Raw genomic sequence first — 22,044 nt, forward strand, 5'->3', positions numbered from 1 at the left:
ACAAGAGCAGTACACGCAAGGCCGTAAAAGGGCCGTCCGCCATCCGTGGTGCGGACGGCCCTTCGCGTGTTTTGCCGACTTGTTGCGCGGGCCGGGACTGCAAACGCCTACGGACGGTGTTCCCTTGGTGACGAACATTTCTGGGGCAAGAAGATCACGGAGGTGTGCACCATGGCCGACGCCGCGTCGCGGCTGACGACCCTCGCCGAGGAACTCCTCGGAGGACCGCTCCCGGTCCGTCTGCGAGCCTGGGACGGCAGCGAAGCCGGCCCCGCCGGCGGCCCCGTCCTGATCGTCCGCGACCGCCGGGCGCTGCGGAGACTGATCTGGAAGCCCGGCGAACTGGGCCTGTCCCGCGCCTGGGTGGCCGGTGAGATCGACGTCGAGGGAGACCTCTACGAGCTCCTGGACCGCCTCTCGGGCCTCCTGTGGGAGCGCGGCGAGGAGACCAGGACCCTGCTCGACTCCGTACGCGACCCCAAGCTCCGCGCCGCCGCCCGCGCCCTGCTGCGGATCGCCGGGCCGCTGCCGCCGCCGCAGCCCCCGGCCGAGGAGATGCGCGGCCGCCACGGCAGCCGGCACAGCAGGCGCCGCGACAAGCAGGCGATCAGCCACCACTACGACGTGGGCAACGACTTCTACGAGCTCGTCCTCGGCCCGTCGATGGTCTACTCGTGCGCGTACTGGACGGAGGACGGCACCCTTGAGGACGCCCAGCGCGACAAGCTGGACCTCATCGCCCGCAAGCTGAACCTCACGGAGGGCGACCGGCTCCTCGACGTGGGCTGCGGCTGGGGGTCGATGGCCATCCACGCGGCCCGCGAGTACGGCGCCAGGGTCGTCGGCATCACCCTCTCCCGCGAACAGGCCGCCTACGCCCGCAAGCGGATCGCCGACGAGGGCCTCACCGACCTGATCGAGATCCGCGTCCAGGACTACCGGGACGTCTCGGACGGCCCGTACGACGCGATCTCCTCGATCGGCATGGCGGAGCACGTCGGCGACGCGAAGTACCGGGAGTACGCCGACGACCTGTACGCCCTCCTCAAGCCCGGCGGGCGGCTCCTGAACCACCAGATCTCCCGGCGCCCCGAGCCCGACGAGGAGGCCTACGAGGTCGACGTGTTCATCGACGCGTACGTCTTCCCCGACGGCGAACTCGCCCCCATGGGCCGCACCCTGACGACCCTGGAGGACGCCGGCTTCGAGGTCCGGGACGTGGAGGCGATCCGCGAGCACTACGCGCTCACGCTGCGCCGCTGGGTGGCCAACCTGGAGGCGGACTGGGACCGGGCGGTCCGGCTCACCTCGCCCGGCCGGGCCCGGATCTGGCGGCTCTACATGGCGGCCTCGGCGGTCTCCTTCGAGCGCAACCGGATCGGCGTGAACCAGTTCCTCGCCGTGAAGACCCCGGTGTCGGGGAAGAGCGGCACGGCGCTGAGGCCGCGCGTCTGGCAGGAGTGAACGACCGAGGGCCGGCCCCCACGCGGGGGCCGGCCCTCTTCTCCGTACGGGTCGGGCTACTCGGCCTTGATGGCGCTGAGCATGTTCAGCCTGGCGGCGCTGCGGGCCGGCCACAGGGAGGCGAGGACGCCGACCAGGCCGGCCAGGACCACGAAGAGCCCGATGCGCTCCCAGGGCAGGACGAGGGCGTAGCCCGGCAGGCTGCTCTTGAAGGTCTCGCCGATCGCCCAGCCGAGGAAGGTGCCGAGGCCGATGCCGACGACCGCGCCGAACACCGAGATGACCACGGCCTCCAGACGGACCATCCGCTTCACCCGGCGCCGGTCGAGACCGATCGCCCGCAGCATGCCGATCTCCTGCTGGCGCTCGAAGACGGACATCGCGAGGGTGTTGACGACACCGAGGACGGCGATGATCAGGGCCATGCCGAGCAGACCGTAGACGATGTTCAGGAGGATGTTGATCGGGCCGCCGAAAGTGTCACGGATCTCCTTGTGGTCCATGACCGTGATCGCCGGGTTGTCGCCCATGGCCTTCGACAGGGTCCGCTCGGCGGTCGTGCTCGCGCCGCCGTCCGTCGAGAGGAAGATCTGGCGGATCTCCGCCTGCTCCTCGTGCGCGGTGACCAGCTTGGTGTCGGCCAGGACCGGCGAGACGAACTCGTTGGCCTCGTAGAGCGCGCCGACGGTCAGCTTGGCCTTCTGCTTGTCCATGAACTCGACCGGGACGGTGTCGCCGACCTTCAGGTGGCGCTTCGCGGCGGTCTTGTCGTCGACGGCGATCGTGTTCCCGCCGAGGGAGGACAGCGAGCCCTGGACGACCTCCAGCTTGAGGACCTTCTGGATGGCGCCGGGGGTGACACCGGAGACCGAGGCGTACGAGCCCTTGAGCTCGAAGGCGCCCGCCTGCTGCGGGGAGACCGCGGTGACGCCAGGGGCCTTCTCCAGGGCGGTCAGCGCCTCCTGGCTCAGGCCGGTGCCGCTGGCCATGGTGACCATGTAGTCGGCCTTGATCTGGTCGGTGGTCGCCTTGTCGATGGCCGAGCCGACCGTGGCGCCGAGCACCGAGAGACCGGTGACGAGGGTCAGGCCGATGGCGAGCGCGGAGGCGGTGGCGCCGGTGCGGCGCGGGTTGCGGACCGCGTTCAGGCCGGCGAGCTTGCCGGAGACCCCGAAGACGCCGACGAACAGCGGTCGGATCAGGGCGATCACGGGCCGGGACAGCATCGGGATCAGCACGATGACGCCGATGAGGGTGAGGAACGCGCCGCCCGCGATGAGCATGCGGCCGTCGTCGCCGCCCTGGCCGGCGCCGAGCACGATCAGGACGACACCGAGCGCGGTGAGCACGGCGCCGATCGAGTTCCGCACGACGAGCGACTTGGTGCTCTGGGTGGCGTGGACGCTGCTCATCGCGGCGACCGGCGGGATCTTCGCGGCGCGGCGGCCGGGCAGCCAGGCGGCGAGCATGGTGATCAGGACGCCGACGCCGAAGGCGGCGAGGGCCGGGGTGGCGCCGAGGACCAGGTCGCCGGCCGGGACCTTCATGTCGAAGGCGCTCATGGCCGAGCGCAGGCCCACGGCCAGGCCGATGCCGAGGACGTAGCCGACGGCGGAGGCGACCACGCCGACGAGACCGGCCTCGGCGAGGACGGAGCGGGTGATCTGCTTGCGCGAGGCGCCGACCGCGCGCATCAGGGCCAGTTCCTTGGTGCGCTGGGCGACCAGCATGGTGAAGGTGTTGGAGATCAGGAAGACGCCGACGAAGAGCGCGATGCCGGCGAAGCCCAGGAGGACCTGGTTGAGGGCGCCGAGGCCGGACTCGATGTCCTTGGCCTGCTGGTCGGCGAGGGCCTGCCCGGTCTGGGCGGTGGCCGCCTTCGGGACGACCTTGAGGACCTCGTCGAGGAGCTTGGCGTCGTCCGCGCCGGGGGCGGCGGTGACGGTCATGCTCCGGAAGTAGCCGGGCTTCAGGTAGAGCTTCTGGGCGACGGCGGTGTCGAAGACGACGAGGCTGCCGCCGGCGTTGACGGCGCCGTCCTCGGTGGTGAAGACGCCGGAGAGGGTGTACTCCTTCACCGGGCCGTTGGTGGCGACGCGGACGGGGTCGCCGACCTTGTAGCCGCCCTTGTCGGCGGTGTCCTTGTCGAGCGCGACCTGGTCGGCCTCGGCCGGGCCCGTACCCGAAGTGAAGGTGTACGCGCGGTCCTTGCCGTCCTTGCCGGGGGCGAAGTTGGTGCCCTTGTTCGACCAGCCGCTGCCGATCAGCTTGCCGTTCTTGTCGGGCACGCCGGCGAAGCCGTCGACGCGGGCTGCGACGGAGGTGACCCCGTCGAGCTTCGCGACCTTGTCGACGTCCTGCTGGGAGAGACCGGGGGCCTTCCGGGCCTCTTCGGGGTTCGGGTACATGTCGACGGCGACGGCCACGTCGTCGTAGCTCTTGGCCGACTGGCTGCGGAAGGCGTTGGAGAGGGTGTCGGTGAAGACGAGGGTGCCGGAGACGAAGGCCACGCCGAGCATCACGGCGAGGACGGTCATCAGCAGTCTCGCCTTGTGCGCGAGGACGTTGCGCAGGGCGGTACGGAACATGGGTGGGTCCTGGAGTTCGAGGGGGCGGCGGACGGGAGCGGCGCGGAGCCGCGTCAGCTCGTACGGCCCTTGGCGTCGAAGGCCTTCATGCGGTCGAGGACGCCGTCCGCCGTCGGGCGCAGCATCTCGTCGACGATCCGGCCGTCCGCGAGGAAGATCACGCGGTCCGCGTAGGAGGCGGCGACCGCGTCGTGGGTGACCATGACGACGGTCTGGCCCAGCTCGCGTACCGAGTTGCGCAGGAAGCCGAGGACCTCGGCGCCCGAGCGGGAGTCCAGGTTTCCGGTCGGCTCGTCGCCGAAGATGATCTCGGGGCGGGAGGCGAGGGCGCGGGCCACGGCCACGCGCTGCTGCTGGCCGCCGGAGAGCTCGGAGGGGCGGTGGCTGAGCCGGCCGGAGAGGCCGAGCATGTCGATGACCTGCTGGACCCACTGCTTGTCGGCCTTGCGGCCGGCGATGTCCATCGGGAGCGTGATGTTCTCCAGGGCGGTCAGCGTCGGCAGCAGGTTGAAGGCCTGGAAGATGAAGCCGATCTTGTCCCGGCGCAGCTGGGTGAGCTGCTTGTCCTTCAGGCTGGAGAGCTCGGTCTCGCCGATGCGGACCGAGCCGGAGGAGAAGGAGTCCAGGCCGGCGACGCAGTGCATGAGCGTCGACTTGCCGGAGCCGGAGGGGCCCATGATCGCGGTGAACTCGCCCTGGCGGAAGTCGACGGTGACATGGTCGAGGGCGACCACCTGGGTCTCGCCCTGTCCGTAGACCTTCGAGAGATCCGTGGCGCGGGCGGCCACCGCGGTGGCGCGGGACACGGTGGGGGTGGTGGTCACGGGAGGACTCCTGTCACTGCGACGGCGATTCGGGAACCCCTCCATCGTGTCGGGCGTTATGGCCCCGGTCGTCCGCCCACGTGCCCGTTCCTGGGGCCGCCTGGAGTCTGACCGGGAGGCCGCCGGGTCCTCCTGAGGTATGACGGCGCCCCTGAGAGGCGCCGTCCCACCGACGTGACAGAAGTGCGATGACTTTTCGTCATTCCAGGGGGTGCGGCTTTGCGCCTGCGACCCCCGTCACAGTTTGGCGAAAGGCCCCCCACCTGCACTGACGCACCCTCAGACGTCAATAAAATAAGACAACATCGGGCCGACGTTCCGCTGATCGGGGGAAAACGTCCCGATAGGCTCATGTGCCAACGCGGAGCTTCGCGGAGACGCCCGGATGGTGGAACGCAGACACGGCGAGCTTAAACCTCGCTGGCCTTTGGCCGTACCGGTTCGAGTCCGGTTCCGGGCACCACGGTGACTCACTGCGGCAGGCGGTCGAGGAGCCAGGAGCCGTACGCCTCGGAGAGGAGCGGGCCGGGCGAGGCCGCCGCGAGGGTGAGCGTCTCGTCGGCGGTCTCCTCGTCGAGGCCGTCGGTGAGCCCTTCGTCGACGAGCCGCAGGAAGCGGAGCCGCTGCGGCCGCCCGCCCATGCGGCTCAGCTCGGCCTCGTCCTCCAAACCGGGCGCCTCGCCGTTGTGCGAGAAGGAGAGCCCCGTCTGGTGGTCGATCATCTGGTACTCCATGCCCGCCAGCGCGTAGCGGGCGGCGAGGGCGCCCCCGGCGGTGCCGCCGACGGCCAGGGGCGCGGGGCCGAGGCGCTCCTCGGCGGTCCGCTGGACCGCCCGCTGGACGATCCCGCCGGCGCCGGTCATCGAGGCGTCGGCGTCCAGCCCGATCAGGATCAGGTCGTAGCCGCGGTTCCGCGCGTCCGTGAGCAGTGAGTACGAGGAGTGGTCCGCGGCCGCGGCCAGGTCGGCGACCTTCGTGCCGGGGTCGCCGACCAGGAGGAGGGGACGCCGGATGCCGTCGCGGGCGGTGAGGACCCAGGCGGTGCCGCCGCGCAGGTCCCAGGTCTCGTTCGGCTCGGTGGTCATCGGTTCTCCTGTGTGAGGGGTGTCGCTGACAGGAGCGAGCCTGGGCGACGGGGCCCCTCCGGCACCGGCGAAGATCGAAAACTTACGGGAAAAGATCCTCCCCGAGCACTAGGGAGTTTCTTTTGCCTACCCATTACTCTTGACGCAAGACCGCGCCGTGCGGTCTTGCCATGGAGGAGTGAGATGAGGAGCAGCAACCCGGTCTTCTCGCGACGGGGGTTCAGCCGCGACGCCGGCTACGCGGGCTTCAACGCGCAGCAGCCGCAGGCCGGGGGCCCCGCCGTCGGAGCCAACCCGTACGCCCAGGGTGCGACGAACCCGTACGCCACCAACCCGTACGCCCCGCAGGACGTCCAGCTCGGCGCCCCGCAGCAGGTCCGCGGCAACGTGATGACGATCGACGACGTCGTGAGCCGTACGGCCATGACGCTCGGCACGGTCGTGCTCACCGCCGTCCTGTCCTGGCTGCTGCTGCCGGTCGACCCGGCGAACCTCGGCAAGTCCTACGGCATCGCCATCGGCGCCGGCCTGGTCGCCATGGTCCTGTCGCTGGTGCAGTCCTTCAAGCGCAAGCCGTCGCCCGCGCTGATCCTGGCCTACGCCGCCTTCGAGGGCGTCTTCCTCGGCGTGATCTCCGCCGCCGTCTCGACGTACATCGGCGACGGCGTGGTCATCCAGGCGGTCCTGGGCACGATGTCGGTCTTCGCCGCCGTCCTCATCGCCTACAAGATGGGCTGGATCCGCGTCACGCGCCGCTTCTACGGCTTCGTGATGGCGGCCGCGATGGGCTTCGTGCTGCTGATGGCCGTCAACCTGCTGTTCTCGGTCTTCGGCGGCGGTGACGGCCTCGGCTTCCGCAGCGGCGGCCTCGGCATCGTCTTCGGCATCGTCGGTGTCGTCCTCGGTGCCCTGTTCCTCGCCCTCGACTTCAAGCAGGTCGAGGACGGCATCACCTACGGCGCTCCGCGCGAGGAGGCCTGGCTGGCCGCCTTCGGTCTCACCATGACCCTGGTGTGGATCTACCTGGAGATGCTGCGTCTGCTGTCGATCCTGCAGGGCGACGACTGACGCATCCCCTGACTCGGGGGAAGGGCCCGTCCGGCTTCGCGCCGGGCGGGCCCTTCTGCGTGCTCAGGAGCGGGCCGTGTCCGCGTGCTCAGGAGCGGGCCGCGTCCAGCAGGACCTTCGCCGCCGCCTTCGCCTGGGCGGCCGGTTCGGGGGAGCCGGTGATGCCCGCGACGGCCATGGCGCCGTTGGCGAGCAGGGCCAGCTGGTCGGCGAGGACGGGCGGGGCGCCGAGGGTGTCCGTCTGCTCGGCGAAGTACGCCCGCAGGGCCGCCTTGTGGTCGCGGGCGATCGCGGCGACCGACGGGGTGACCCCGCCGAGCTCCCCGAAGGTGTTGATGAACGCGCAGCCGCGGAACCCGGGCTCCGCGAACCAGCCGGCCAGCCAGTCGAAGACCGCGAGCGCCCGCTCGTACGGCCCGTCGGCGACCCGCTCGCCATGGCCGGTGAGGGCCGAGCGCACGGCCTCGTCGCGGCGCCGCAGGACGGCCTCGACGAGCAGCTCCTTGGACGGGAAGACCTGGTAGAGCCGCTTCAGCGAGACCCCCGACGCGGTGCGGATGGCGTCCATGCCGACGGCCTGCACCCCCCGCTCGTCGAAGAGCCGCTCCGCGGTGTCGAGCAGTTTCAGCCCGGCGGTTTCCGCGTCCATCGTCCGATCACCCCTTGCGTGGAGAACCATCGTTCTCGTACTGTACAAGGTATCGGGAGAACGCTCGTTCTCTCCACCGGAGAACCGGAACCGGGAGTCAGCCATGTCCGCATTCGCCCTGCGCGCCCGCACCGTCACCGTCGACGGGCTCGACGTCTTCTACCGGGAGGCCGGCGACCCGGCGAACCCCACCCTCGTGCTGCTGCACGGTTTCCCGTCCAGCTCGCACATGTACCGGGGGCTCATCGCCGAGCTCGCCGACGCCTACCACCTGATCGCCCCCGACCACATCGGCTTCGGCGCCTCCGCCGCACCGGCCGTCGAGGACTTCGCGTACAGCTTCGAGAAGCTCACCGAGATCACCCTCGGACTCCTCGACCGGCTGGGCGTCGAGCGGTTCGCGCTCTACATCCAGGACTACGGCGCGCCGATCGGCCTGCGGATCGCCTCCCGGCACCCCGAGCGCGTCACCGCGATCGTCAGCCAGAGCGGCAACGCCTACCTGGAGGGCTTCACACCCTTCTGGGACGTGCTCTTCGCCCACGCCCGGGACCGGGCGGCGAACGAGCCGGCCGTACGGGAGCTGCTGACCGCCGAGGCCACCCGCTGGCAGTACACCCACGGCGTGCCCGCCGACCGGCTCGACCGGATCGCCCCCGAGACCTGGACCCTGGACCAGGCCGGTCTCGACCGGCCCGGCAACAAGGAGATCCAGCTCCAGCTCTTCTGGGACTACCAGTTCAACCTGGACGGCTACCCGGCCTTCCAGGAGTACTTCCGCACCCACCGGCCGCCGCTGCTCGCGGCCTGGGGGCGCGGCGACGAGATCTTCGGGCCGGCCGGTGCGGAGGCCTTCGCCCGGGACCTGCCCGACGCCGAGATCCACCTCCTGGACGCCGGACACTTCGCCCTGGAGACGCACGGCGAGGAGATCGCCGCACTCGTCCGCGACTTCCTCGGCCGCCACGTGAAGTGACCGGGGGCGGGCGCGGGGGCGGTGCTCAGAGCAGTCTGCGCGCCGCCCGCCGCAGGTCGTACTCGTGGAGGATCGCCTTCGCGTGGCCGTACGTCAGCTCGTGCGCCCCGCGGAGCCAGCTGACGCGCTCCTCGAAGCGGAGGAGGGAGGGTCCCTCCTCGACGGTGCGCATCCAGTCGGCGATCTCACGACCGGTGCGGCGCGGGATCCGGGCCAGCAGATTGCGGTGGGTCTCTTCGGAGAAGGTGTGGGACATCGGCGCCTCCGGACGCTTCGTACCGTGTGTTGCTCCTCGTACTCCTTCCCGTCACCGTGCCGAAGCCTTCGCCCGTTGGCAAGGGGGCCGGGCAGGCGCGTAGGGTCGCGGAGTGCGCGATACGAGTGAACTGACCGCCGCCGTCGAGCGGTTCGCCGACCGGCTGCGGGCCGCCCCGCAGAGCCGTCTCCGGCAGGGCGCGGCGGCCGAAGGACTGGCCCTCGCCAGGGAGTTGGCGGCGCGCGCCCAGCGCGCCGAGGACCCGGAGCGGGAGCCGAGGACCATGCCGGAGACGGGTCTGTTCACGGTGGGCGACCAGCTCACGGTCGCCGGGAACGATTTGGCCGAGATCCTGCGAACGGCCCCGGCCGGCTCCCGTGAGGAGGAGCTGGACGAGGCCGTGAGGCTGGTACGGGAGGCGGCGGAGCGCTCGGGGCTCTGATCCGCCGCTACAGGGAGGCGATCACGCGGTCCGCGAGGATGTAGACGTTCTCCTCGTCCGTGTCGCCGTACGAGAAGGTCAGGGCGAAGGCGCCCGAGACGCCCGAGCCGCCGAGCAGCACCGGGGTGCGGCCCCCGCGCAGGGCCTCGGCGAGGCGCTCCGCGGTCTCGCGGTGGCCGGGGGTCATGCAGAGCGTGGTGCCGTCCGCGAAGACGTACACGTCGAGGGTGCCGAGCGGGCCCGGGCGCACGTCCGTGAGCTCGGTACGGGTGTCCGCGAGCTCCTCCAGGCGGGCCATCGTCCGCTCGTGGTCGGTGACCACGGGCGTCTGCACCGGCACGAAGTCCGGGTGCGAGGGGTGCCGGCGGCGGGCCGCGGCCAGCTCCGCCGAGTCCTCGGGGTACTCGTCGAAGGCGTCGAGCGTGTCCGGGCCGTCAAGGGCCGCGGCCTCCGCCTCCATCGCCTCCAGGGCCATCGCCTCCAGGCCCACGAAGTCGGCCTGGCGCGGCACGAAGAAGGCGCCCTCGTCCGCCGGGCCGCCCAGGCCGCCGAGCAGCGACGGGGCGTCGGCCGCGTCACGGGCCTCCTGCGCGGCCCAGAAGGCACGTGCCTCGGCGAGCTCGCGCTCCCGCTCCTCGGCGAGCGCCTCGGCGACCGCGGCCCGTATCTCCGAGGCGGGCGAGGTGCGGGCCGCCGGAACCGTCCCGCCGTGACCGGCGGCCAGCTCGCCCCGCAGGGCGGTGACCTCCTTGCGGAGACCGTGGACGGCGTGCAGGGCAGCAGCGCCCACGGCCGTGGCAGCGGCCGTGGTCAGCAGCAGGGCAAGAGACATGGCGCTCACTGACGTACTCCCGATTCCGAGTCGATCCCCCGACTTCCTACATCAGCTTGTCCCGGGGTGGTGCCCGCTGTCAGTGCATTACGTCACGAATTGGACAGGTATTTCTGCCAGGTGTTTAGTCCCGAAACGGCTCTGACCTGGGAAAACGAACTCCCCCGGGATGTAGGTCACATCCTGGGGGAGATTCGGTCACGGCTCGGACGCGGTGCGGTTGACGCGCCCGGCCGCTGCTTAGCCGAGGCGCTTGGCCGAGGCGGTCAGCTGAGGCGCTCGATGACCATGGCCATGCCCTGGCCGCCGCCGACGCACATGGTCTCCAGACCGAACTGCTTGTCGTGGAACTGGAGGCTGTTGATCAGCGTGCCGGTGATGCGGGCGCCGGTCATGCCGAAGGGGTGGCCGACGGCGATGGCGCCGCCGTTGACGTTCACCTTGTCCAGGTCGAAGCCCAGGTCCTGGTAGGACGGGATGACCTGCGCGGCGAAGGCCTCGTTGATCTCGACCAGGTCGATGTCGCTCGTGGTCAGGCCGGCGCGCTGGAGGGCCTGCTTCGAGGCCTCGACCGGGCCGAGGCCCATGATCTCCGGGGAGAGGCCGGAGACGCCGGTGGAGACGATCCGGGCCAGCGGGGTCAGGCCGAGCTCACGGGCCTTGGTGTCGGACATGATCACGAGCGCGGCGGCGCCGTCGTTGAGCGGGCAGCAGTTGGCGGCGGTGACGAGGCCGTCGGGGCGGAAGACCGGCTTGAGGCCGGAGACGCCCTCCAGGGTGACGCCGGCGCGCGGGCCGTCGTCGGCGGAGACGACGGTGCCGTCGGGGAGCGTCACCGGGGTGATCTCGCGCTCCCAGAAGCCGTTCTTGATGGCCTGCTCGGCGAGGTTCTGCGAGCGGACGCCGAACTCGTCCATCTCCTGGCGGCTGATGCCCTTCCAGCGGGCCAGGTTCTCCGCGGTCTGGCCCATCGCGATGTACGCGTCGGGGACGAGGCCGTCCTCGCGCGGGTCGTGCCAGGTGGAGCCCTCGGAGGCGGCGACGGCGGCGGTACGGGCCTCGGCGTCGGCGAAGAGCGGGTTGTGCGTGTCCGGCAGCGAGTCCGAGTTGCCCTTCACGAAGCGGGACACCATCTCGACACCGGCCGAGATGAAGACGTCGCCCTCGCCGGCCTTGATCGCGTGCATGGCCATGCGGGAGGTCTGCAGCGAGGAGGAGCAGTAGCGGGTGATCGTGCAGCCCGGCAGGTGGTCCATGCCCATCTGCACGGCGACGATCCGGCCCAGGTTGTTGCCCTGCTCGCCGCCGGGGAGGCCGCAGCCGAGCATCAGGTCGTCGATGTCCCGCGGGTCCAGCTCCGGGACCTTGGCGAGCGCGGCCTGGATGATCCTCGCGGTGAGGTCGTCCGGACGCAGGTCCTTCAGGGAGCCCTTGAAGGCCCGGCCGATGGGCGAGCGGGCGGTCGAGACGATCACGGCTTCGGGCATCACGGCTCCATGAGGGTGCGGAGTGGGCGGACAGAAAGGGAAGTTACCCGTACGTACTGCCCGGGTCACCGCCTGGACGGTGTGACGCGGACCTCTTTTCTAAGCGTACGCTCAGCGGGGCGTCCCGCGGCTAGGTCTGGGCGTCCTCCGGGGCCGGGGTCGGGGTCTCCGCCGTGGGGAGGCGGCGACGGCGGCGGTGTTTCAGGAGGGCCCAGGGGGCGCGGGCGCCCGTGACCTCCGTGCCCGCCTCGCGCGCGGCCTCCGCCGCCGCCTTCGCCACCGGCAGCATGTTCTCGTGCCGCGCCGGCTCCAGGCGGTCCGTTTCCGGCCAGACGCCCAGTGCGGCGCACAGCGTCGGCAGGATGGCCATCGCCGCCGTCGCGTACCCCTCCGCCGAGGGGTGGAAGCTGTCGATCCCGAACATCTCGCGCGGGTTCGCCGCGAACTCGGGCCCCAGGAGGTCGCCCAGGGACACCGTCCGGCCCCCCTGCTCCACCACCACGATCGTCTGCGCCGCCGCCAGCTGCCGCGAGGCCCGCCGGGCCAGCCAGCGCAGCGGCTGGTAGACGGGCTCGATCGTGCCCAGGTCAGGGCAGGTGCCGACCACCACCTCCGCGCCCGCCGTCCGCAGCCGCCGCACGGCCGAGGCGAGCAGCCGTACCGATTCCGTCGCCGGCAGCCGGTGCGTCACGTCGTTCGCGCCGATCATGATCACGCACACGTCCGGCGGTCCGAGCGGCTGCGCGAGCAGCAGCGAGACCTGGCGCTCCAGGTCGTCCGAGCGTGCCCCGGAGAGCGCCACGTTCCGCAGGACCACCGGCCGCTCCGCGACCGCCGCGAGCCCGGAGGCGAGCAGCGCGCCCGGTGTCTGACCCGTGCGGCGGACCCCCTGGCCCGCCGCCGTGGAATCACCCAGAAGGGCCAGCCTCAGCGGGTCCTCCGTGCCGAAGGCGCGGCCGTACAGGCCGTCCGCCACCGGCGGCAGCGGTGCCGGCGCCCCGTAGACCGTGCGCTTGGCCAGCTGTGCCTCGGCCAGGAGGACTCCCACCGCCGCCACACCGATCAGCCCGATGCTCCCGCCGCCGTACGCCGCACCCGCCGCGATCCGCCGCGCCACCCTCGCCCTCGACATGGGGGCCGTCACCTCCTTCAAGCCGTCAGGGTCTAACTGCCCCGTAAGCCGTCCCGACTACGCATACGCTGGCCACACCATTACGGAGACCCCGGAGATTACGGTGCAATTCCACGACTCGATGATCAGCCTCGTCGGCAACACCCCGCTGGTGAAGCTCAACAACGTCACAGCGGGCATTCAGGCGACCGTTCTGGCAAAGGTCGAGTACTTCAACCCCGGCGGCTCGGTCAAGGACCGGATCGCCCTGCGCATGATCGAGGCGGCCGAGCAGAGCGGTGAGCTCAAGCCCGGCGGCACCATCGTCGAGCCCACGTCCGGCAACACCGGCGTCGGCCTGGCGATCGTGGCCCAGCAGAAGGGCTACAAGTGCATCTTCGTCTGCCCGGACAAGGTGTCGCTCGACAAGATCAACGTGCTGCGGGCGTACGGCGCGGAGGTCGTGGTCTGCCCCACGGCCGTCGACCCCGAGCACCCCGACTCGTACTACAACGTCTCGGACCGGCTGGTCCGCGAGACGCCGGGCGCCTGGAAGCCCGACCAGTACTCGAACCCGAACAACCCGCGCTCCCACTACGAGACGACCGGTCCCGAGCTCTGGGAGCAGACGGACGGGAAGATCACCCACTTCGTCGCGGGCGTCGGCACCGGCGGCACCATCTCCGGCACCGGCAACTACCTCAAGGAGGTCAGCGACGGGAAGGTGAAGGTCGTCGGCGCGGACCCGGAGGGCTCGGTCTACTCGGGCGGTTCCGGCCGTCCGTACCTGGTCGAGGGCGTCGGCGAGGACTTCTGGCCCACCGCGTACGACCGGAGCGTCGCCGACCGGATCGTCGAGGTGTCCGACAAGGACTCCTTCCAGATGACCCGCCGCCTCGCCAAGGAGGAGGGCCTCCTCGTCGGCGGCTCCTGCGGCATGGCGGTCGTCGCGGCCCTGGAGGTCGCCAAGGACCTCGGCCCCGACGACGTCGTCGTCGTCCTGCTGCCGGACTCCGGCCGCGGCTACATGTCGAAGATCTTCAGCGACGAGTGGATGGCCGGGCACGGCTTCCTGGAGGACACCTCCACCGCCACCGTCGCCGACGTCCTTCGCCACAAGGAGGGCGTCATGCCCTCGCTCGTCCACATGCACCCGGACGAGACCGTCGGCCAGGCCATCGAGGTGCTGCGCGAGTACGGCGTCTCCCAGATGCCCATCGTGAAGCCCGGCGCCGGCCACCCCGACGTCATGGCCGCCGAGGTCGTCGGCTCGGTCGTCGAGCGCGAGCTGCTCGACGCCCTCTTCACCAAGAAGGCCTCCCTGGAGGACAAGCTGGAGAGTCACATGAGCGCGCCGCTGCCGCAGGTCGGCTCCGGCGAGCCGGTCGCCGACCTGATGACCGTCCTCGGCGACGCCGCCGACGCGGCGATCGTCCTGGTCGAGGGCAAGCCGACCGGTGTCGTGAGCCGTCAGGACCTGCTGGCCTTCCTGGCCAACGGCGGCACGAAGTAGCGCCGGAGCAGTTCGCGCAAACGGTACGAGGGCGACACGTACCCGCAGCACCCGCTTAACAAGCATCCGGCACATTGGTGCCTGTCGACGTCACGGACTTCCGGAGCGGCTCCCGGGCTCCTGAGACGTCGCGGACGCGGAGACCGGCCCTGACCCGGGCCCGTGTCCCTCGCGGGGACCGCCGTCGTCCCGCCCCCCGGTGACGGGGGTGCGGCGGTCCCCGCGTCCATCTCGCCCTGCGGCCGGCCCCTGCCACGCGCGGCTCGTTATGCATATCCTTATGCAAGAGCTTCGCATGTGAATAGGTGGAAGGGGGCGGGCATGAGCGACAGCCCGGCCGGTCGGCTGCAGGCGCTGTTCGAGGGTCGCCGGCTGACGCCGACGCAGCGGCGGATCGCGCACTGCATGGTGCGGCGCGCCGGCGACGTGGCGTTCCTGTCCAGCGTCGAGCTCGCCGAGCTCGCCGGGGTCAGCCAGCCGTCCGTCACCCGCTTCGCCGTCGCCCTCGGCTTCGACGGCTACCCGGCCCTCCGCAAGCACCTGCGGGAGAGCATGCCGGCGGCCGCCGAGGAGAACTCCGGCCTCAACGAGTACCAGCAGGCCGTCCTCGCCGAGATCGAGAACCTCCAGCACCTCGCCGGACTCCTCGCCGACCCCGCACCCGTCGAGCGGGCCGGCCGGCTCCTCGCCGGGTCACGCCCGCTGCCCGTCCTCGGACTGCGGGCCGCCTCCTCGCAGGCGCGGGGCTTCGCCTACTTCGCCGCCAAGGTGCACCCGGACGTCCGGCTCCTCGACGAGGGCGGCTCGATGCTCACGGACCGCGTCGACGCCGCCGTACGGGCCGGGGCCACGGTCCTGCTCTGCTTCGCGCTGCCCCGGCACCCCCGGGAGGTCGTCGACGCCCTGGAGTACGCGCGGAAGGCCGGGCTCACGGTCGTGACCGTCGCCGACTCGGTGTTCGCGCCCGTCGCCGCCCACAGCGACCTGCTGCTCCCGGCCGCCGTCGGCACCGGCCTCGCCTTCGACACCGCCTGCGCGCCGATGCTCCTCGGCCGGGTCCTCCTGGAGGCCATGGCCGACGAACTCCCCGACGCGCAGGCGCGCCTGGAGGAGTTCGACACGAGGGCGGCGTCCCGGGGCCTCTTCGTCGACTAGGACCCGCTCGGTGGGCCTGGGGCGGATCTTCGGTTCCGCCTTGAGCCTCGCCTCGCTGTCCTTTGTCACGCTCGCCTGGTTTTCGTGACGAAGTGCCGGCACAAGGCCTTCACTCACCGGCCCCTGAGGCGCATGGTGGAGAACGTCGGGTGCTGCCTGGCCAGAGCTGAAGGCGGGCCGTCGCCAGGTTTGCCCGGCCCTTGTCCAATCGAGGTAGAGGAACAGGCTGTTCGCCCAGGATTTGAGCAGCCGGATCAGGCTGTATCGGTTGCCGGGGTGATCAGGATGTCGACTTCTCTGGTTCCAGAGCGGCCGGCCACTGCAGGCCGGCTGCTCGGGTGTCACCCGAGGTCGTGTGGGTCGTCGACCGGACGCCGGTTCAGCCCCGGCTTTCGACCGCCGCGGCGATCTCGTCGAGGTCCTTGGCGAGGGCCCGGGCGACCGCCTTCGCCCCGAAACGGGCGAGCAGCCGGGCGAGGAGTCGCGGGGCGCGGCCGTCGGCGGGCCGTGCGGAGAAGGACATCCGGAGGGTGGTGGCGCCCTCGCCGTCGGGCGTGAGGGTGAGCTCGGAGACGTAGTGCATGCCGTGCGAGTCGGCGACCGTGACGTACCGGTCGGGCGGCTCGCACTCGGTCACGGTCATCTCCTCCGTGGCCTCCTTGCCCAGCATCCGCCGGGTCTCGCGCCAGCGGGTGCCCACGGCGAAACCGCCCTCGGTGAGCACCTCCACCCGGTCGACGCCGGAGAGGACCCTGGGCATGTCCTTGAGGTCGGTGATCGCCTCCCAGACCCGCCCGGGGGAGGCGGCGACCCGGCGCTCGACCACGACGGAGGTGGTGTCCGTACCCGTTCCAGTCATGGCTTCATCGAAACCGGGTCGCTCCCGAAGCGCTACCGGACCAGCGCGTCCGCCCGTTCCCCGCCCGCCTCGGCGACGATCTCGTCGAGGGTCTGGGCCCGGCGGACGGTCGTGAACGCGACCGCGCCGTCGCCGTCGACGGTGAAGCCGTGGATCCCGGGCCGGGGCAGGCTGTTGTACGCGTAGTGGTGGGCGAAGTAGTACGCGCCGGTGTCCGGGACCGCGACGACGTCGCCCGGGTGCAGCAGCGGCAGCGCGCGGCCGGTGGCGAGCAGGTCCCCGGCGAAGCAGGCGGGCCCGGCCACGTCCTGGACGATGGCGTCCCCGGTGCGGGGGCGGCCCTGGGAGTCGTACGCGAGGACGCGCAGCGGCCAGGACTCGGGGGCGTAGACCGTACGGGTGGCCAGCTGCACGCCCGCGTGGGTGACGGCGATCGGGCGGCCGCCGGAGGTCTTCGTGTACTCCACCCGGGCGAGGACCGTGCCGTGCTTGGCGAGCAGGGAGCGCCCGAACTCGGTGACGAGCCGGTAGCGGCCGTCGAAGAGCCCGGGGACGGTGTCGGCGAGCAGCCGGGCGTACTCCGCGTACGTCGGGGTCTCCTCGTCGGAGGTGAAGTTCACGGGCAGGCCGCCGCCGATGTCGAGGGTGTCGATCTGCTGCCGCCCGGCCGCCCGGTTGATCTCCTCGGCCAGTGCGTACGTGTCGCCGACGCCCTGGGCCATGAGGGCGAGCGGGACGCCCTGGGAGCCGGTGTGGGTGTGCAGCCGGGTCAGCCAGGGCCGCTCCAGGTACGCGGCGACGACGGTCTTGCGGGCGCCTTCGTCGCGGAGCGCCACGCCGAACTTGGAGGTGGCGGTCGCGGTCGAGAGCGCTCCGATGGAACCGGCTCCGACCTGCGGGTTCACCCGGAGGCCGAGCGGTGAGGCGGTGGGGGCGGAGGCGACGAGGGCGTCGATCCTGCCGAGCTCCTGGAGGTTGTCGGCGTTGACGGCGATCCCGAGCGCGAGGGCCTGGCGGAGTTCGGCCGGGGTCTTGGCGGGGGAGTCGAGCACGGTCCGCGCGGGCGGGACGCCGGCGGCGCGGGCGAGGGCGAGCTCGCCGGGGCTCGCGACCTCGACACCGAGCCCGGCTTCGTGGAGCAGGCGCAGGACGGGGACGAGCGGGGCGGCCTTCACGGCGAAGGCGTGCAGCACGGGTGCGTCGGTGACGGCGGCGAAGGCGCTGGTCAGCGCGGCGGCGGAGGCGCGGATGCCGGCGGTGTCGAGGAGGGCGACGACCGGTGCGGCGGGGGAGAGGAGTCCTTGATCGACGGAGGCTCGGACGGCGAGATCGCGACGGGAGGAGGCCATGTGGCTCATCCTCGTCCATCGACTGTCCGGAGCGCCCTGTTGACTACAACTATTCAGCGAGCCAAGATGTGAATATCTGAACGACATTCCGAGGAGGCACCCCCATGTCAGGACCCCGCCCCGTACGAGCCGCCCGCGGTACGGAACTGAGCGCCCTGGGATGGCAGCAGGAAGCCGCCCTCCGGATGCTCCAGAACAACCTCGACCCCGAGGTCGCCGAGCACCCCGACAAGCTCGTCGTCTACGGCGGCACCGGCAAGGCCGCCCGCGACTGGCGCTCCTTCGACGCCATGGTCCGCACCCTGCGCACCCTCAAGCAGGACGAGACGATGCTCGTCCAGTCCGGCCGCCCCGTCGGCGTCATGCAGACCCACGAGTGGGCCCCCCGCGTCCTCCTCGCCAACTCCAACCTGGTCGGCGACTGGGCCAACTGGGAGGAGTTCCGCCGCCTGGAGCACCTCGGCCTCACCATGTACGGCCAGATGACGGCCGGCTCCTGGATCTACATCGGCACCCAGGGCATCCTCCAGGGCACCTACGAGACCTTCGCCGCCGTCGCCGCGAAGAAGTTCAACGGCACCCTCGCCGGGACGATCACCCTCACCGCCGGCCTCGGCGGCATGGGCGGCGCCCAGCCCCTCGCCGTCACGATGAACGACGGCGTCGCCATCTGCGTCGACGTCGACCCGCGCGCCATCGAGCGCCGCATCGAGCACCGCTACCTGGACGTCAAGGCCGACAACCTCGCCCACGCCCTCCAGCTCGCCACCGAGGCCCGCGACGCCCGCCGCCCGCTCTCCATCGGCCTCCTCGGCAACGCCGCCGAGCTGCTCCCGCAGATGCTCGCCGAGGGCGCCCCGATCGACATCGTGACCGACCAGACCTCGGCCCACGACCCGCTGGCGTACCTCCCCGTCGGCGTCGCCTTCGAGGACATGGCCGACGCCGCCGCCAAGGACCCGGCCGGCTTCACCCAGCGCTCCCGCGAGTCGATGGCCAAGCACGTCGAGGCCATGGTCGGCTTCATGGACGCCGGCGCCGAGGTCTTCGACTACGGCAACTCGATCCGCGGCGAGGCCCAGCTCGCCGGCTACGACCGCGCGTTCGCCTTCCCCGGCTTCGTCCCGGCGTACATCCGCCCGCTGTTCTGCGAGGGCAAGGGCCCGTTCCGCTGGGCCGCCCTCTCCGGCGAGGCCTCCGACATCCACAAGACGGACAAGGCGATCCTCGACCTCTTCCCGGAGAACGAGTCCCTGCACCGCTGGATCAAGATGGCCGGCGAGCGCGTCCACTTCCAGGGCCTCCCCGCCCGCATCTGCTGGCTCGGCCAGGGCGAGCGCGACAAGGCGGGCTCCATGTTCAACGACATGGTCGCCGACGGCACCCTCGCCGCCCCGCTCGCGATCGGCCGCGACCACCTCGACTGCGGCTCCGTCGCCTCCCCGTACCGCGAGACGGAGGCCATGCTCGACGGCTCCGACGCCATCGCCGACTGGCCGCTGCTCAACGCCATGGTCAACGTCGCCTCCGGCGCGTCCTGGGTCTCCATCCACCACGGCGGCGGCGTCGGCATGGGCCGCTCCATCCACGCCGGCCAGGTCTCCGTCGCCGACGGCACCAAGCTCGCCGGCGAGAAGATCCAGCGCGTCCTCACGAACGACCCCGGCATGGGCGTCATCCGTCACGTCGACGCCGGCTACGACATCGCCGAGCGCGTCGCCGACGAGAAGGGCGTCCGCGTCCCGATGCGCGAGGGTGACTCGGCGTGACCCCGTCGCACGACGCCGCCGCCGAGGCGCCCCGCTCCGCCGGGGCCGCCTCGGCGGGGCGGGGGGACTCCCCCTCGTTCCACGCCATGTGGCGCAGCCTCCACGGCATCGGCCGCAACGCGGCCTCCGGCGGCTACCGCCGCTACGCCTGGACCCAGGCCGACGCCGACTGCCGCCTCTGGTTCCGCATGCAGGCCGAGGCCCGCCGCCTCGACGTCGAGACCGACCGCAACGGCAACCAGTGGGCCTGGCTCGGCGACCCCACGGCCGACGACGCCGTCGTCACCGGCTCCCACCTGGACTCCGTCCCCGACGGCGGCGCCTTCGACGGCCCCCTCGGCGTCGTGTCCTCCTTCGCCGCCCTCGACGAACTCCGCGCCCGCGGCGTCTCGTTCAAGCGGCCCCTCGCCATCGTCAACTTCGGCGACGAGGAAGGAGCCCGCTTCGGCCTCGCCTGCGTCGGCTCCCGCCTCACCGCGGGACGGCTGACGAAGGAGCAGGCGTACGAGCTCCGCGACGCCGACGGGATCAGCCTCCCGCAGGCCATGGAGGCCGCGGGACACGACCCGTCGACCATCGGCGCGGACCCCGAGCGGCTGGCCCGCATCGGCGCCTTCGTCGAGCTCCACGTCGAGCAGGGCCGGGCCCTCGACCTGTCCGGGGACCCCGTCGGCATCGCCTCCTCCATCTGGCCGCACGGCCGCTGGCGGTACGACTTCGCCGGCGAGGCCAACCACGCGGGCACCACCCGCCTGGTCGACCGCCGCGACCCGATGCTGACGTACGCCGAGACCGTCCTCGCCGCCCGCCGCGAGGCCGAACTCGCGGGCGCCGTCGCCACCTTCGGCAAGATCGCGGTCGAGCCGAACGGCGTCAACGCCATCCCGTCGATGGTCCGCGGCTGGCTCGACGCCCGCGCCGCCGACCAGAGCTCCCTCGACAAGGTCGTCGCGGGCGTCGAGGCGGAGGCCCGCGCCCACGCCGAGCGCCAAGGCATCGACCTCGACGTCGTCCGGGAGTCCTTCACCCCGATCGTGGACTTCTCGCACACCCTGCGCGACGAGCTCTCCAGGATCCTCGGCACCACCGGCAAGGTGCCGGTCCTCGGCACCGGAGCGGGACACGACGCGGGCATCCTGTCCGAAGCGATCCCGACCGCCATGCTGTTCGTACGGAACCCCACCGGCGTCTCGCACTCCCCGGCCGAGTTCGCCGCCGAGGACGACTGCGTCGCCGGAGTCTTCGCACTCGCCGACGTACTGGAGGAGCTGGCGTGCCGCTGACGACGTACTGGCTGGAACACGCCTGGCTCGGCACGAACGTCGAGCCGGGCGTGACTCTGGAGGTCACCTCGGACGGCCGCATCGGAGCCGTACGCACGGGGGTGGAGGCCCCGCCCCCGGGCGCCGTCGTCCTCCGCGGCCTCACGATCCCCGGCCTGGCCAACGCGCACAGCCACGCCTTCCACCGCGCCCTGCGCGGCACGGTCCAGGTCGGCTCCGGCACCTTCTGGACCTGGCGCGAGATCATGTACACGATCGCCCAGCGCCTCACCCCGGACAACTACCACGCGCTCGCGCGTGCGACGTACGCGGAGATGGCGCTCGCCGGCATCACCTCCGTCGGCGAGTTCCACTACCTGCACCACGCGCCCGGCGGCACCCCGTACGCCGACCCCAACGCGATGGGCGAGGCGCTCATCGCGGCGGCGGCGGACGCGGGCATCCGCATCACCCTGCTCGACACCGCGTACCTCTCCTCCGGCTTCGGCGCCGCCCCCGAGCAGCACCAGCTCCGCTTCACGGACGGCACGGCCGAGAAGTGGGCGGAGCGTGTCTCGGCCCTCAAGGACCGGGACGGCGTACGCGTCGGAGCGGCGATCCACTCGGTACGGGCGGTCCCGGCGGACCAGCTGGCGACCGTCGCCCAGTGGGCGGGGGCCCGCAACGCCCCCCTCCACGTCCACCTCTCGGAGCAGACCGCCGAGAACGACGCCTGCCTCGCGGCCCACGGCATGACGCCGACGCAGCTCCTCGCGGAGCACGGCGTCCTGGGCGCGCGGACGGTGGGCGTCCACAACACCCACCTGACGGACGAGGACATCACGCTTCTCGGCACGTCGGCCACCGGCACCTGCATGTGCCCGACGACCGAACGCGACCTCGCCGACGGCATCGGCCCCGCCGTCGCCCTCCAGCGCGCCGGCTCGCCGCTGTCCCTCGGCAGCGACAGCCACGCCGTCATCGACCTCCTCGAAGAGGCGCGGGCCATGGAGCTGAACGAGCGCCTGCGCACCCGCACCCGCGGCCACTGGACGGCCGCCGCGCTCCTGCGCGCGGCGACGGCGGACGGCCACGCGGCCCTCGGCTGGCAGGACGCGGGCGTCCTGGAGGCCGGCGCCCTGGCCGACTTCACCACGATCGCCCTGGACACGGTCCGCACGGCCGGCCCGGTCCCGCGCCTGGCGGCGGAGACGGCGGTCTTCGCGGCGACGGCGGCGGACGTCCACCACGTGGTGGTGGCCGGCCGCACGATCGTCAGGGACGGCGCCCACGTCTCCGTACCGAACACGGGCGAGGCGCTGGCGACCGCGATCGCCGCACTCAGAAGCTGACCG

Annotated in this window: 19 protein-coding genes and 1 tRNA gene; 10 read left to right on the top strand and 10 right to left on the bottom strand. The window is 71.8% G+C overall.

Features of this window, described 5'->3' with window-relative positions; all coding sequences use genetic code 11:
* Window positions 1-171 precede the first annotated feature (171 nt).
* A complete protein-coding gene (locus tag ACZ7HT_RS16395) occupies window positions 172-1,464 on the top strand; it encodes a class I SAM-dependent methyltransferase (RefSeq protein WP_471165612.1) in 1,293 nt (430 codons plus the stop codon).
* 56 nt (window positions 1,465-1,520) lie between these two features.
* Here the strand turns inward: ACZ7HT_RS16395 and ACZ7HT_RS16400 are convergent, their stop codons facing one another.
* Both ACZ7HT_RS16400 and ACZ7HT_RS16405 read right to left on the bottom strand, forming a co-directional pair.
* Window positions 1,521-4,052 carry an ABC transporter permease gene (locus tag ACZ7HT_RS16400; protein WP_471165615.1) on the bottom strand — a complete coding sequence of 844 codons (2,532 nt, stop codon included), beginning with the start codon at window positions 4,050-4,052 and terminating at the stop codon, window positions 1,521-1,523.
* A 53-nt stretch (window positions 4,053-4,105) separates the two neighbouring features.
* Window positions 4,106-4,876, bottom strand: coding sequence for an ABC transporter ATP-binding protein (locus tag ACZ7HT_RS16405; RefSeq protein WP_471165617.1), 771 nt, complete (start codon window positions 4,874-4,876; stop codon window positions 4,106-4,108).
* A gap of 379 nt (window positions 4,877-5,255) precedes the next feature.
* On the opposite strand from ACZ7HT_RS16405, the gene ACZ7HT_RS16410 reads away from it, so the two are divergent.
* Window positions 5,256-5,339, top strand: a tRNA-Leu gene (locus ACZ7HT_RS16410).
* 7 nt (window positions 5,340-5,346) lie between these two features.
* On the opposite strand, the gene ACZ7HT_RS16415 is transcribed toward ACZ7HT_RS16410, so the two are convergent.
* The gene (locus ACZ7HT_RS16415) at window positions 5,347-5,961 is read right to left on the bottom strand and encodes a hypothetical protein (protein WP_471165619.1); all 615 of its coding nucleotides are present in this window, start codon (window positions 5,959-5,961) and stop codon (window positions 5,347-5,349) included.
* Window positions 5,962-6,144: 183 nt separating this feature from the next.
* On the opposite strand from ACZ7HT_RS16415, the gene ACZ7HT_RS16420 reads away from it, so the two are divergent.
* A complete protein-coding gene (locus ACZ7HT_RS16420; RefSeq protein WP_471165621.1) occupies window positions 6,145-7,029 on the top strand; it encodes a Bax inhibitor-1/YccA family protein in 885 nt (294 codons plus the stop codon).
* Between the two features lie 88 nt (window positions 7,030-7,117).
* Here ACZ7HT_RS16420 and ACZ7HT_RS16425 read toward each other — a convergent pair whose 3' ends face one another.
* Window positions 7,118-7,678, bottom strand: a complete 561-nt coding sequence (locus ACZ7HT_RS16425; protein ID WP_471165624.1) for a TetR/AcrR family transcriptional regulator — start codon at window positions 7,676-7,678, stop codon at window positions 7,118-7,120.
* Between the two features lie 103 nt (window positions 7,679-7,781).
* On the opposite strand from ACZ7HT_RS16425, the gene ACZ7HT_RS16430 reads away from it, so the two are divergent.
* Window positions 7,782-8,654 (top strand): alpha/beta fold hydrolase, encoded by an 873-nt coding sequence (locus ACZ7HT_RS16430; protein WP_471165626.1) that lies wholly within the window; start codon window positions 7,782-7,784, stop codon window positions 8,652-8,654.
* Window positions 8,655-8,679: 25 nt separating this feature from the next.
* On the opposite strand, the gene ACZ7HT_RS16435 is transcribed toward ACZ7HT_RS16430, so the two are convergent.
* Window positions 8,680-8,910 (bottom strand): DUF4287 domain-containing protein, encoded by a 231-nt coding sequence (locus ACZ7HT_RS16435; protein WP_116160620.1) that lies wholly within the window; start codon window positions 8,908-8,910, stop codon window positions 8,680-8,682.
* Window positions 8,911-9,022: 112 nt separating this feature from the next.
* Here ACZ7HT_RS16435 and ACZ7HT_RS16440 point away from each other — a divergent pair, with 112 nt between their 5' ends.
* Window positions 9,023-9,352, top strand: coding sequence for a hypothetical protein (locus ACZ7HT_RS16440; RefSeq protein ID WP_471165629.1), 330 nt, complete (start codon window positions 9,023-9,025; stop codon window positions 9,350-9,352).
* Window positions 9,353-9,359: 7 nt separating this feature from the next.
* On the opposite strand, the gene ACZ7HT_RS16445 is transcribed toward ACZ7HT_RS16440, so the two are convergent.
* The 3 genes from ACZ7HT_RS16445 to ACZ7HT_RS16455 form a co-directional block, all read right to left on the bottom strand.
* Window positions 9,360-10,193 (bottom strand): hypothetical protein, encoded by an 834-nt coding sequence (locus ACZ7HT_RS16445; protein ID WP_471165631.1) that lies wholly within the window; start codon window positions 10,191-10,193, stop codon window positions 9,360-9,362.
* A gap of 257 nt (window positions 10,194-10,450) precedes the next feature.
* On the bottom strand, window positions 10,451-11,671 hold the full coding sequence (locus ACZ7HT_RS16450; protein ID WP_471165633.1) for an acetyl-CoA C-acetyltransferase: 1,221 nt from the start codon (window positions 11,669-11,671) through the stop codon (window positions 10,451-10,453).
* A 130-nt stretch (window positions 11,672-11,801) separates the two neighbouring features.
* On the bottom strand, window positions 11,802-12,803 hold the full coding sequence (locus tag ACZ7HT_RS16455; protein ID WP_471165635.1) for an SGNH/GDSL hydrolase family protein: 1,002 nt from the start codon (window positions 12,801-12,803) through the stop codon (window positions 11,802-11,804).
* A gap of 103 nt (window positions 12,804-12,906) precedes the next feature.
* Here ACZ7HT_RS16455 and ACZ7HT_RS16460 point away from each other — a divergent pair, with 103 nt between their 5' ends.
* Both ACZ7HT_RS16460 and ACZ7HT_RS16465 read left to right on the top strand, forming a co-directional pair.
* A complete protein-coding gene (locus tag ACZ7HT_RS16460) occupies window positions 12,907-14,295 on the top strand; it encodes a cystathionine beta-synthase (RefSeq protein WP_471165637.1) in 1,389 nt (462 codons plus the stop codon).
* Window positions 14,296-14,616: 321 nt separating this feature from the next.
* Complete coding sequence (locus tag ACZ7HT_RS16465; RefSeq protein WP_471165639.1) at window positions 14,617-15,450, top strand: MurR/RpiR family transcriptional regulator; 834 nt, start codon at window positions 14,617-14,619, stop codon at window positions 15,448-15,450.
* A gap of 379 nt (window positions 15,451-15,829) precedes the next feature.
* Here the strand turns inward: ACZ7HT_RS16465 and ACZ7HT_RS16470 are convergent, their stop codons facing one another.
* Together ACZ7HT_RS16470 and ACZ7HT_RS16475 are read right to left on the bottom strand one after the other, a co-directional pair.
* On the bottom strand, window positions 15,830-16,309 hold the full coding sequence (locus tag ACZ7HT_RS16470) for an SRPBCC family protein (protein WP_471165642.1): 480 nt from the start codon (window positions 16,307-16,309) through the stop codon (window positions 15,830-15,832).
* Window positions 16,310-16,341: 32 nt separating this feature from the next.
* Complete coding sequence (locus ACZ7HT_RS16475) at window positions 16,342-17,667, bottom strand: type III PLP-dependent enzyme domain-containing protein (protein WP_471165645.1); 1,326 nt, start codon at window positions 17,665-17,667, stop codon at window positions 16,342-16,344.
* 95 nt (window positions 17,668-17,762) lie between these two features.
* Between ACZ7HT_RS16475 and hutU the strand changes: the two genes are divergently transcribed.
* Genes hutU through ACZ7HT_RS16490 form a run of 3 tightly spaced genes read left to right on the top strand, consistent with a single transcriptional unit; the run spans window position 17,763 to window position 22,041 of the window.
* Entirely contained in the window at window positions 17,763-19,427 is a 1,665-nt protein-coding gene (hutU, locus tag ACZ7HT_RS16480) for a urocanate hydratase (RefSeq protein ID WP_471165648.1), read from the top strand.
* Entirely contained in the window at window positions 19,424-20,710 is a 1,287-nt protein-coding gene (locus ACZ7HT_RS16485) for an allantoate amidohydrolase (RefSeq protein ID WP_471165651.1), read from the top strand. Before hutU ends, ACZ7HT_RS16485 begins: the two co-directional genes overlap by 4 nt.
* The gene (locus tag ACZ7HT_RS16490; protein ID WP_471165654.1) at window positions 20,701-22,041 is read left to right on the top strand and encodes a formimidoylglutamate deiminase; all 1,341 of its coding nucleotides are present in this window, start codon (window positions 20,701-20,703) and stop codon (window positions 22,039-22,041) included. Before ACZ7HT_RS16485 ends, ACZ7HT_RS16490 begins: the two co-directional genes overlap by 10 nt.
* Window positions 22,042-22,044: the final 3 nt, after the last annotated feature.

The organism is Streptomyces sp. NPDC037410 (genome assembly GCF_055602235.1).